This window comes from Porphyromonas sp., assembly GCF_030529325.1.
Lineage (GTDB): Bacteria > Bacteroidota > Bacteroidia > Bacteroidales > Porphyromonadaceae > Porphyromonas_A.
Map to the genome: position 1 here is coordinate 1 of NZ_JAUMXC010000001.1, position 11,862 is coordinate 11,862.

The 11,862-nt window shown below is 42.1% G+C and carries 10 protein-coding genes; all 10 read left to right on the forward strand.

The window, feature by feature from the left end:
• Positions 1–328: 328 nt before the first annotated feature.
• Entirely contained in the window at positions 329–2,842 is a 2,514-nt protein-coding gene (locus Q4A14_RS00005) for a DNA translocase FtsK (protein ID WP_303168995.1), read from the forward strand.
• A 15-nt stretch (positions 2,843–2,857) separates the two neighbouring features.
• Complete coding sequence (locus tag Q4A14_RS00010; protein ID WP_303168996.1) at positions 2,858–3,472, forward strand: LolA-like putative outer membrane lipoprotein chaperone; 615 nt, start codon at positions 2,858–2,860, stop codon at positions 3,470–3,472.
• Positions 3,473–3,558: 86 nt separating this feature from the next.
• Complete coding sequence (gene trxB / locus Q4A14_RS00015; RefSeq protein ID WP_303168997.1) at positions 3,559–4,512, forward strand: thioredoxin-disulfide reductase; 954 nt, start codon at positions 3,559–3,561, stop codon at positions 4,510–4,512.
• 332 nt (positions 4,513–4,844) lie between these two features.
• On the forward strand, positions 4,845–6,356 hold the full coding sequence (gene lysS, locus Q4A14_RS00020) for a lysine--tRNA ligase (protein ID WP_303168998.1): 1,512 nt from the start codon (positions 4,845–4,847) through the stop codon (positions 6,354–6,356).
• Positions 6,357–6,468: 112 nt separating this feature from the next.
• Complete coding sequence (locus Q4A14_RS00025; RefSeq protein WP_303168999.1) at positions 6,469–7,491, forward strand: NAD(P)H-dependent glycerol-3-phosphate dehydrogenase; 1,023 nt, start codon at positions 6,469–6,471, stop codon at positions 7,489–7,491.
• A 19-nt stretch (positions 7,492–7,510) separates the two neighbouring features.
• The gene (locus tag Q4A14_RS00030; RefSeq protein ID WP_303169000.1) at positions 7,511–8,863 is read left to right on the forward strand and encodes a glucose-6-phosphate isomerase; all 1,353 of its coding nucleotides are present in this window, start codon (positions 7,511–7,513) and stop codon (positions 8,861–8,863) included.
• A 3-nt stretch (positions 8,864–8,866) separates the two neighbouring features.
• The gene (locus Q4A14_RS00035) at positions 8,867–9,502 is read left to right on the forward strand and encodes a DUF4290 domain-containing protein (RefSeq protein WP_303169001.1); all 636 of its coding nucleotides are present in this window, start codon (positions 8,867–8,869) and stop codon (positions 9,500–9,502) included.
• Between the two features lie 42 nt (positions 9,503–9,544).
• Entirely contained in the window at positions 9,545–10,852 is a 1,308-nt protein-coding gene (gene murA / locus Q4A14_RS00040) for a UDP-N-acetylglucosamine 1-carboxyvinyltransferase (protein WP_303169002.1), read from the forward strand.
• Positions 10,853–10,870: 18 nt separating this feature from the next.
• A complete protein-coding gene (gene rimM, locus Q4A14_RS00045; protein ID WP_303169003.1) occupies positions 10,871–11,416 on the forward strand; it encodes a ribosome maturation factor RimM in 546 nt (181 codons plus the stop codon).
• A gap of 10 nt (positions 11,417–11,426) precedes the next feature.
• Positions 11,427–11,852 carry a type II 3-dehydroquinate dehydratase gene (locus tag Q4A14_RS00050; protein ID WP_303169139.1) on the forward strand — a complete coding sequence of 142 codons (426 nt, stop codon included), beginning with the start codon at positions 11,427–11,429 and terminating at the stop codon, positions 11,850–11,852.
• Positions 11,853–11,862 lie beyond the last annotated feature (10 nt).

Below are 11,862 nucleotides of genomic sequence, written 5' to 3' on the forward strand. Positions count from 1 at the left end.
CGACGAGCGTAAAAATTTAGTAAGCAAATGTAGTGAATCTGTTGTTATAGCACAACAAATCAATCAGTCTAACTTGACAAATCAACGTGTCTAACTTGACGAATCAAGTTAGACAACCTTTTTTATGCCCTCAAAGCAGCGTCATGAGATATCAAATACAGACCTTTGAAAATCCTAAATCAATTGACCTATTAATTATGGGCTTATCAAAGGTTGCATAAATTCGCCACAGACTCACTTTTAGGCAAGTTTATTACGATTATAATCAATATAACCTCAGAAATCGCTATTTTTGTGGGATAGCAAATCAAATGCTACAAGAGTCAAAATGAGAAAGAACAGTAGAACAAACAGGCACAGTAACTCTCAGTCAAAGCCTATCAACATAAAAAATTTTACTCGCCAGATCTTTAGTGGAGAAACCTTGAAGGACAATATTGCTCCTATCATAGGGATTCTTCTCCTTGCGATATCAATATTTTCGATCTACTCATATATTACTTATATATTCACAGGTAGTGATGATCAAAGTATCATGACAAGCAAGACCATAGAGATGCAAGAGGCCGTAAGTAGCACTTCAAACCCATCCGGCTTCAGAGGTGCTTACCTGATGCATACACTAGTGAATGGTTGGGTCGGTCTTTCTGTAATCATCGCATTCATCTACATGCTATACTTGGGACTCAGTATTTTGCGAAGAAATGGGATGAAGAGGATAAAGATGTTCATATTCTCATCAATTGCGATCTTCTGGACCTCACTTTTCCTGACAACCATCCTTGAACCATGGAACGAAAGCCTCTTTTTCAGACCCGGGGGTATTGTGGGGGAAGAACTACATAAATACCTACACGGGCAGATAGGTTATTTTGGAATCATTCTTGTACTAATCACGGCACTTCTGATTACACTTTTTATCTTCTTCAAATCGGTGAAAGAAAGATACAAGACATGGGTAACCTCACAAAATGACCGAAGAGGCACGACTCTTTCAACAGAAGGTCTTGACACACAAATATCTCAACCTAAATGGTGGCAAAAACTTTTGATCAAAAAGAAAAATAAAGAGGTTAATGAGATCCCAACAAAGCCCGAAGAAAACACATCAGATCCTGAAATATTTGACATCGAAGATACCTCCGATGACACGGTGGCACAAGATACAATAGAATGGAGTGACGTAGCACAGGATGAAGAGATCCCGCACACGACAAGATCTGAAGACGGAGAGTTGGATATCGAGATCATTGACGCTAGAAAAGAAGATCCGGAACTACCCATAGAAACCTCTCCCGAGGACAAAGCAAGACAACTGGTACAAGAATTTGGAGAATATGACCCAAGGCTTGACCTCGGACAGTACAAGATGCCCACCCTTGACTTGCTTGATGACAGAGCAATGGGGGATATCAGTATTGACCACGAAGAAGTTCAAAAAAACAAAGAGAGTATCACAGAGACACTCAAAAACTTCGGCATAGGCATCACTTCCATACGCGCAACTGTAGGCCCCACGATCACTCTATATGAAGTGGTTCCGGAGTCCGGGGTCAAGATATCCAGGATACGAAACCTTGAAGATGATATTGCCCTGAGCTTGTCAGCACTTGGCATACGTATCATCGCCCCGATGCCAGGCAAGGGCACTGTCGGTCTTGAAGTCCCCAACAAAAATGCTCAGGTTGTAGGGATGCGTTCGGTAATAGCATCAAAGAAATTTCAAGAAGCAAAGTATGAGCTTCCCGTTGCGCTGGGACGTACTATCACCAATGAAGTATTTACATTTGACCTTGCCAAAGTGCCACATTTGCTTGTTGCCGGTGCAACAGGTCAAGGTAAATCTGTCGGACTCAATGCCGTCATCACCTCCCTACTCTATCGGAAACATCCTGCGGAACTGAAGTTTGTCATGATAGACCCCAAAATGGTAGAATTCAGCGTGTATTCTGCAATAGAAAAGCATTATATGGCCAAACTTGCAGACGAAAAGGATTGTATCATTACGGATACCAAACGCGTAGTCACCACTCTGAACTCTCTATGCAAAGAGATGGATGACAGGTACGAGCTCCTAACCAAGGCGAAAGTGCGCAATCTGAAGGAATACAACGAACTATTCAAAAGCAGACGTCTCAATCCTGCCAATGGACATCGATTCATGCCATATATTGTGGTCATCATAGATGAGTACGGAGACCTTATCATGACAGCAGGAAAGGAGATAGAGCTACCGATTGCAAGACTTGCACAAAAGGCTCGAGCGGTGGGAATCCACGCTATCATCGCAACTCAACGCCCTACAGCAAGCATCATTACAGGTACAATCAAAGCTAACTTCCCGGGACGTATCTCCTTCAGAGTTTTTTCTATGATCGACTCTCGGACCATCCTTGACTCTCCCGGCGCAAACAGGCTTGTAGGAAAGGGAGACCTCTTGTACTCACAGGGTAACGAGTTTATCCGCGTGCAATGCGCATTTGTAGATACTCCTGAAGTCAATCGTATCGTTGACTACATCTCAGCACAGAGAGGATTTTCTCACGCATATGAGTTACCGGAGGTATCTTCCGGAGATGGAGGTATGGGTGATATCCCCGGAATGATCGATCTTGACGAAAGAGACCCTCTTTTCGATCAAGTCGCAAGGATGCTTGTACTCGAGCAACAAGGCTCGGTATCCTTTATTCAGAGAAAATTTTCTATCGGATACAATAGAGCGGGACGCCTCATGGATCAGCTCGAAGCAGCAGGAATTGTAAGTGCTCCGGACGGTAGCAAAGGCCGAGAGGTACTTATCAAGAGCGAAGAGCACCTCAATGAGATACTGATGCAATTTTAACAAAAACGGCAACTTATGACACAAAAAATATTATTGGCATTGCTACTATTAGTTTCACCCATAATAGCACCTGCACAGACGACATCCCCAATAAATCAAGCTCTATCAAAGGTAAAAAGCGACAATGGGTTGTCAATAGATTTCTCGATAGAGACAATGGGATCTGATGACGCCGGCAGTGGGACTTATTATGCCCATAAAAATATGTTCTACCTCGAGACCTCTGAACTCAAAGCCTGGTACAATGGCAGAGAGTTATGGATATACCTATATTCCAATGGAGAGATAAATCTGTCTCATCCAACAACAAGCGAGATAATCGACATCAACCCATTGATCGGATTATCCCAAATAACATCCAAAGAGTACAAGCTCTCATCCAAAAATACTCCATCAGGTCATAACATAACAGCGGTCCCACTAAAACCCAACGTGACCCCGATCGAAATGGTCAGCATATGGGGGGACAAAAAAGAACCTTTGAAAACAATAGAAATCAAAGAGAAGGGACTACGACAAAAAATAAAGATCCAGATAAAGGCCATCAAACAAAACATAAAAATCGATCAACAACTTTTCAGCTATACTCCTGACAAAGAGCCAAATATAGAGATCATAGATCTCAGATAATCGAGGTCGCAACGCGCAGATCTGAACAAAAGGCCTACTTATCCGGTTGAAGCATAGTAACTAAATCAAAAAATATATAACAAGCTATGAGCAAAGAAAATCTAAAGACCCGCTGTCTGATCATCGGCTCCGGGCCGGCTGGATATACAGCTGCCATCTACGCATCTCGTGCGAACCTTGAACCGATACTCATCGAAGGTATCCAACCGGGAGGACAACTCACAACAACCACGGAAGTAGAAAACTTCCCCGGATACCCAAAAGGCATCACCGGATCTGAGTTGATGGTAGACATCAAGGAACAAGCAGAAAGATTTGGTACAAAGATGATTACGGGTACTGTTACGAAGGTAGACATCCAAAATCGTCCATTCATAGCCACTATTGACGACGGAGCTTACGAAATCAAGGCAGATACACTCATAATTGCGACAGGTGCGACAGCTAAGTACCTAGGTCTCGAAGATGAAAAGAAGTACATGGGTATGGGTGTAAGCGCATGTGCAACATGCGACGGATTTTTCTACCGCAACAAGGTGGTTGCTGTCGTTGGTGGTGGTGACACTGCTTGTGAAGAAGCAATCTACCTATCTTCTCTTGCAAAGAAAGTATATCTGATCGTACGTAAAGACTACCTCAGAGCATCTAAAGTCATGCAGGAAAGAGTAATGGAAAACGAAAAGATCGAAGTGCTCTTTGAGCATAACACAATTGGTCTTTTCGGTGAAGATGGAGTCGAAGGTGCTCATCTTGTGAAAAGAAAGGGACAGCCTGATGAAGAGAAGGTAGACATCGCAATTGATGGCTTCTTCCTTGCTATCGGCCATACTCCTAACACAGACCTGTTTAAGGGCGTACTCGAACTTGACGAGGTAGGGTATATCATCACAAAAGGACAAACTCCTAAAACCAACATCGAAGGGGTCTTTGCGGCCGGAGACGTAGCAGATCCTCTCTATCGCCAAGCCATTACAGCAGCGGGCAGTGGATGTAAAGCTGCTATGGAAGCTGAGAGATATATCTCTGAACACAAGCTCTAAACATAAGTTAGAACCAGCATACAATAGGGGTAGTGTCATAAGCCAAAGCTTAGGCACTGCCCCCATTATATTTCAGAAAGGAGATAAATCTGTAAATAGGCCATCACAGTCCAGTCTGTTTGATTGAACCTTTAGCATCAAAACCATATTCCAGTACGATTTCAACTGAGCCCAAAAGGGTCTTTTCACAGATTAAACGATTATACCGAAAGCCCTTAATTTGATGATAAACACGCAATAAAATAAAGAGGTGCTAACGGATTAAATGATTATCTTTGCATAGAAAGTGCTTTCTATTTGATTATTACAACTAAGATTATATCATAGCATACATGAGTACTCACGAATTAAGCGAACAAGAAATATTTAGAAGAGAAAGTCTCCAAAAGTTGAGAGAAATGGGAATAGAGCCCTATCCTGCTGCACTGTTCCCTGTAGATGGATATGCAGTAGAAGCTAAGGAGAACTTCCAAGATGATGCTCCTGTGCGTCAGGTATCCATGTCCGGACGTATCATGAGCAGACGCATCATGGGCAAAGCCGCATTCTGTGAACTACAAGACTCAACCGGCAGGATACAGCTGTATATCACTCGTGATGATATCTGTCCGGGAGAAAACAAGGAGTTGTACAACACAGTCTTCAAGAAGCTACTCGACATAGGTGACATCGTAGGCATAAAAGGACATGTCTTCCGCACAAAAATGGGAGAAATATCCGTCCATGTTCAAGGACTGACAATTCTCTCTAAATCTCTCCGTCCGCTACCGGTAGTGAAGGTCAAAGATGGTGTGACTTATGACGCATTTACAGACCCTGAACAAAGATACAGACAGCGTTATGTAGACCTTATTGTCAATCCGGAAGTCAAGGAAATATTCCTTAAGCGCACCAAGGTATTCAACACGATGCGTAATTTCTTCAATGAAAGGGGTTACCTCGAGGTGGATACTCCGGTGCTTCAAAGCATTCCCGGAGGAGCAGCAGCACGCCCATTTATCACTCACCACAATGCTCTGGATATTCCTCTCTACTTGCGCATCGCCAATGAGCTTTACCTAAAGCGCCTGATTGTAGGAGGATTTGATGGTGTGTATGAGTTCAGTCGCAATTTCCGCAATGAAGGTATGGACCGCACCCACAATCCGGAATTTACTTGTATGGAGATCTATGTTGCATACAAGGACTACAATTGGATGATGGAAATGACCGAACAGCTACTTGAGCGGATCGCCATAGAGGTTACGGGGGGAACCAAAGTGCAAGTAGGTGGTCGAGAAATAGACTTCAAAGCCCCTTACCCTCGCATATCTATGAGCGAGGCCATCCTAAAATATACAGGCGTAAACATCGAAGGGATGGATGAAACCGCTTTGAGAAAAGTATGCAAGGATCTCCACATAGAAACAACCCCTGCAATGGGTAAAGGAAAGCTTATAGATGAAATTTTTGGGGAGAAATGCGAAGGCAACTTCATCCAACCAACCTTCATCACCGACTATCCTATAGAGATGTCCCCATTGACAAAGAAGCATAGAAGTATTGATGGCCTTACAGAGCGTTTTGAGCTCATGATCAATGGCAAAGAAATTGCTAATGCATACTCTGAACTTAACGATCCAATCGATCAGAAAGAAAGATTTCAAGAGCAACTCAAACTATCTGAAAAAGGAGATGATGAAGCCATGTTCATTGACCAAGACTTTGTCAGAGCTCTTGAGTATGGGATGCCTCCAACAAGTGGTATGGGTATAGGGATGGATAGGCTTGTCATGCTGCTCACCGGCCAGGAAAGCATACAGGAGGTACTTCTCTTCCCACAGATGAAGCCTAAGGCTGAATAATGACATCTAAGACAGAAATGTCACACGGAATACTTTTCAATATCATGTGACATTTCTGCACATTTCACCCTCACAGACTCAAGAAAGAGTTGTGAATAGGACAGTTGAAGAAATGAATACGAAGAATTTTGAATCGAAGTGGACACCGGGACGTATTGGTATCATAGGGAGTGGTAGCTGGGGTACAGCTCTTGCAAAAATCATACTTGCCACGCAACCAAAGATCAACTGGTATTTTCGATTCAAGGAAACTGTACGACAGTTTAAACAACTTGGACATAATCCCTCTTATCTCACAAACCAGGAGTTTGACATAGATAGAATAAGTTTCCACACGGACATTCCAAGGATCGTGGAGGAGTCAGACACCATACTTCTCGTAACACCATCTCCATACATCAAAAATGTACTTGGAAAGCTAAAACCCGAAATGCTTAAAGGAAAGTTTTTCCTAAATGCAATCAAGGGCATTGTACCAGAAGATAATGTACTTATATCAGACTACCTCGCAGATGAGTTTGATATCCCCATTGACATGATAGGAGCGATCAGTGGGCCATGCCATGCTGAAGAAGTCGCACTTGGTCGATTGTCATACCTCACTGTAAGTTGTGCCGATATAGAGAGGGCTTGCGCCTTACAAAAAATCATAGAAGGGCCTCAGGTCATGTGTAGCATGAGTGATGATGTCCCGGGGATTGAATATGCGAGCGTACTAAAAAATGTGTATGCAATAGCAGCAGGGATATGCCAAGGGATTCGTCATGGAGATAATTTCCAAGCAGTATTGATCTCCAATGCGATCGGAGAAATGGCTAGATTTATTGATGCCGCACATCCGCTTGAGCGAGATATAAAGGGGACAGAATATCTGGGAGATCTACTTGTTACGGCATACTCTCGATATAGTCGTAACAGAACTTTTGGAACAATGATAGGCAAAGGATACTCTGTCAAACAGGCTCAACTCGAGATGGAAATGATCGCAGAAGGCTACTATGGGACTAAATGTATCCATGAAGTGAATAAAACAGTGAAGGCTCATATCCCAATCGCAGAAATCATGTACAGCATACTATACGAAAGGCGAAATCCTGTAGAGGCAATAGATGAATTATCCAAAATACTGTCATAAAAATTGTACGAAGATTGATATGAACACCATTGAATTGAACATAAATAATGCCATAACCTCAGATCAGGTAAGGTCTGATTATGAAAAACTCCTTGTACAAGCTATCGAGTGTAATGTCTCGCTACATGAGGGTAATGGTAAAGGAGCTGATTTCTTGGGTTGGGTCACACTTCCTGAGGAGATAGACTCCAACTTGATAGCAGATATCAAAGCAACAGCAGATTTGCTGCGCAGGGACTGTGAATTTGTCATTGCAATTGGCATCGGAGGATCTTATCTTGGTACAAAGGCTGTGGTTGAGGCTCTCTCGGACTCTTTTGCACATCTCAAGAGATCAAAAGAAACAACTTTGTTGTATGCGGGGAATCATATCAGTGAAGACTACTTATATGAACTACAACAGCTTCTGAAAGGTCGAAAGTTTGGGCTGATCAACATATCAAAATCCGGAACAACGACAGAACCGGCACTAGCCTTTCGTCTACTTAAATCCCAACTTGAAGATCAAGAGGGAAAAGAGTTTGCCCGCACACATATAGTGGCTATAACAGATGCAGAAAAAGGCGCTCTCAGGACCTTGGCAAATGCCGAAGGGTACAAGACTTATATCATTCCAGACGATATTGGAGGACGTTTTTCGGTACTCACACTGGTAGGGTTACTTCCTATTGCTGTGGCAGGTTTTGATATCAAAGCATTGGTTCAAGGAGCTGCGGACTTCTCAAAAACTGTGGGAGTAAATGCTCAAAACAACCTATCGGCACAGTATGCTGCTATCCGAAATGCTCTGTATAAAAATGGAAAAAAGGTGGAAATCCTTGCTAATTTTCATCCTAAAATGCATTTCATTGCTGAATGGTGGAAACAGCTCTTTGGAGAGAGTGAAGGAAAAGAGAATAAGGGCATATTTAATGCTGCAGTGGATCTCACGACAGATTTGCATTCTATGGGTCAATGGATCCAAGAGGGAGAACGCATCATTTTTGAGACTTTCTTGAGCATAAAGAAACCGAAACACAATGTGGTCATACCAAGAGACAGAGACAATCTAGACGGGTTAAATTACATTGCTGAAAAACGAGTTGACGAAGTCAATAAAATGGCTGAAACAGGTACGATGCTTGCTCATTTGGATGGAGGGGTGCCAAACCTACAGATATCATTACCTGAGCTAAATGAGTACTATATAGGCCAGCTCTTTTATTTCTTTGAAAAAGCCGTGGGCATAAGTGGTTATCTTCTTGATGTAAATCCATTTGATCAACCGGGAGTGGAAGCCTACAAGACAAATATGTTTGCACTCCTCGAGAAGCCGGGCTATGAGCAACAAACGAAGTCTATAAAAGAGAGACTTCTTAACTATGGAATCTAACTTATGTTTAAAGACTACAATACTACCGCTAAAAAACTGAGACTACCGGAGTATGGACGACACATCCAGAACATGGTAGACTATTGTGTTAATCTTAAAGATAAAGAGGAACGCAAGCGTTGTGCAGAAATGATAGTCTATACAATGAGCGCTTTCTTTCCAAAACAAAAGGAAAGAGACGATTACTGGCAGGTATTATGGGATCATCTTTATATTATGTCAGATTTTAAGTTAGACATCGACTTCCCTTATGAAGTTTCCAAGGCAGAACAGTACAACAGTCGCCCAACCTGCCATTTGCCCTCACACACCAATAAGCCACCAACGTACCGTCACTATGGGCATAGCATCGGTAAAATGATAGATATCGTCCTAAAAATGCCTAAAGGCCCTGAAAGGGAAGAGTACGAAAAGTTAATAGCGGTTCAGATGAAACGAGATTACATAGTGTGGAATAAGGACAATGTCGCTAATACACGTATCTTCACTGACCTTTTTGAGATGTCCAAGGGAGAAATATATCTCGACGAATTTAGCTGCGCCCTACCCGATCCGAAAGACTTGCTGAATACAAGTACACAAAACACAAATAATCAGCAAAAAAAGAAGAATAACAATAACAAAAAGAAAAGGAAATAGAGATATTCTTTATTCTGTTGAAACTATAAAAGGGGAATAATTATGGCAATGTTTGTGATAGAAGGTGGAAGAAGACTCAAGGGAGATATCATTCCACAAGGAGCAAAAAATGAAGCTCTACAGATAATTTCAGCATGTCTCTTGACAGACCAAGAGGTCATAGTACACAATATTCCAGACATATTGGATGTAAACAATCTCATTGCATTATTAGAGGAACTAGGCGTCAAAGTAAAAAAGTTTGACAAAAACTCTTATAGTTTCATAGCAGATGATTTAAACTTAGACTTTGCATACTCCAAGTCATTCCTTGAAAGGACCTCAAAATTAAGAGGCTCAGTACTCATCCTTGGCCCTCTTTTGGGACGTTTTGGAAGAGCCATCATAGCAAAGCCCGGAGGGGATAAAATCGGGAGAAGAAGATTAGACACTCACTTTGAGGGATTTATTAAACTTGGGGCTCACTTTGACTTCGATAGTAAACAGGAAATATACTCTATTCAGGCAGACAAACTAAAAGGGACGTATATGCTCCTCGATGAAGCCTCTGTAACAGGAACTGCCAACATTATCATGGCTGCAGTTCTTGCCGAAGGAACCACAACAATATACAACGCTGCTTGTGAGCCTTATATCCAACAGTTGTGTAAGATGCTGGTGCGCATGGGTGGAAACATCACAGGGATCGGAAGTAACCTCTTGACTATCATCGGGACTGAAAAGCTATCGGGGACTGTACATGAGATGCTTCCCGACATGATCGAGGTTGGCAGTTTTATCGGCATGGCAGCAATGACAGAGTCAGAGATAACCATCAAAAATGCTTGTATAAGGGAGTTGGGGATTATACCTGACGCTTTCAGAAAATTAGGTATACATATAGATCAAAAGGGCGATGACCTCTTTATCCCGGCACAAGAGCACTATCAGATAGAAAGCTTTATTGATGGATCCATCATGACAATAGCCGATGCTCCTTGGCCAGGACTTACTCCAGATTTACTAAGTGTGTTTCTTGTTGCAGCGACACAAGCTAAAGGCTCTGTACTGATACACCAAAAAATGTTTGAAAGTAGGCTTTTCTTTGTCGACAACCTCATCAATATGGGAGCACAGATCATCTTATGTGATCCTCACCGAGCGACAGTTATTGGTCTTGACAAGATGAATAGACTACGAGCTGCAAATATGGTGTCTCCGGATATTCGTGCAGGTATAGCTATGCTTATAGCAGCAATGTCTGCTGAAGGGACCAGCAGAATTGCCAATATTGATCAGATAGATAGAGGATACCAGTACATAGACACTCGCCTCAATGCCATAGGGGCCTCTATCACCCGAATTGAATAAAAAACTAAATGGCATCTTATGGTTGATCACATCAATAAAGACCAGTTAATACCCTACGGACATATCCGAAAGACTCACGGTCACAAAGGTGCGATGGTTCTCACTCTCGAAAGTGATGTGCTTTTGGATATTGACCCGGAGTTTATCTTTATTGAAATTGATGGTATACCTGTACCTTTCAGAATAGAAGAATTTTCCGGAACAAAAGACCATCTCATAACCAAAGTAGGGAGGATATCATCAAGCGAAGAAGCTGATAAATATAGGGATGCACAAGTGTATATATCCAAGTCCACATACGACGAGCAGATCAACATAGAAGATATGGAGCACTTGTCACTCTATCATCTCGTAGGATATAAGATATATCACAGCTCCGGAAGTGAAATAGGCACGCTTTCTGCAATTGATGAAAATACAGCCAACATACTATTGATTGTGGAAAACTCAGACCGTGATATATATATACCGTTTGTTGAAGAATGGATAACAAGACTTGACCACAAAAATAGAGCTCTTGAGATCAATTGTCCGACAGAACTCCTTCAACTGAACGAGAAATAATAAACAGATGATGAAGACAATACACATCGTTAATGGTCCTAACCTGAACATGCTTGGTTCAAGAGAACCAGAGATATATGGTTCGACAACATTTGAAGATTATCTTGAAAAGCTGAGGATTATTTTTCCATCATGTAGTATCATATATTTTCAGTCCAATCATGAGGGAGAAATTATAGACTACCTTCAGGATAATGCAAGAAACTCCGATGGCATAGTCCTCAACGCAGGAGCATTATCCCACTATTCATACGCAATAGCTGATACTATCAAAGCGATACCTTCACCTGTCATCGAAGTGCATATCTCTCAGATCGCAACTCGGGAGGCACACCGTCATATCACGGTACTTACTGATGTTTGTGCAGGGATGATTATGGGGTTGGGACTTGACGGATATAGGTTGGCTATAGCTCATCTAACATCAAGAAAATAAAAGAGAAAGA